Consider the following 326-nt stretch of genomic DNA (forward strand, 5'->3'; position numbering starts at 1 on the left):
GCACGACCTTCGTCTAGAAGCTTACGGAACATTTCTACACCAGTACAAGTTGTCTTCGTAGTTTCTTTGATACCTACGATTTCAACTTCGTCGTTCACGTTGATGATACCGGCTTCAACACGACCAGTTACAACTGTACCACGACCCTGGATTGAGAATACGTCTTCGATAGGCATGATGAATGGCTTATCGATGTCACGCTCTGGCTCTGGGATGTAAGTATCTAGGGCTTCTGCAAGCTCGATGATCTTGTCTTCCCACTCTTTCTCGCCTTCAAGCGCTTTAAGAGCTGAACCTTGGATTAGAGGTAGGTCGTCACCTGGGAA

The 326-nt window shown here is 46.9% G+C and carries 1 protein-coding gene; it reads right to left on the reverse strand.

The features are described from left to right. On the reverse strand, positions 1–326 hold a 326-nt coding region (locus tag C2M24_RS12940; protein WP_267894383.1), incomplete at both ends, for an EF-Tu/IF-2/RF-3 family GTPase.

Source organism: Pseudoalteromonas sp. T1lg22 (assembly GCF_002964645.1).
GTDB lineage: Bacteria > Pseudomonadota > Gammaproteobacteria > Enterobacterales > Alteromonadaceae > Pseudoalteromonas.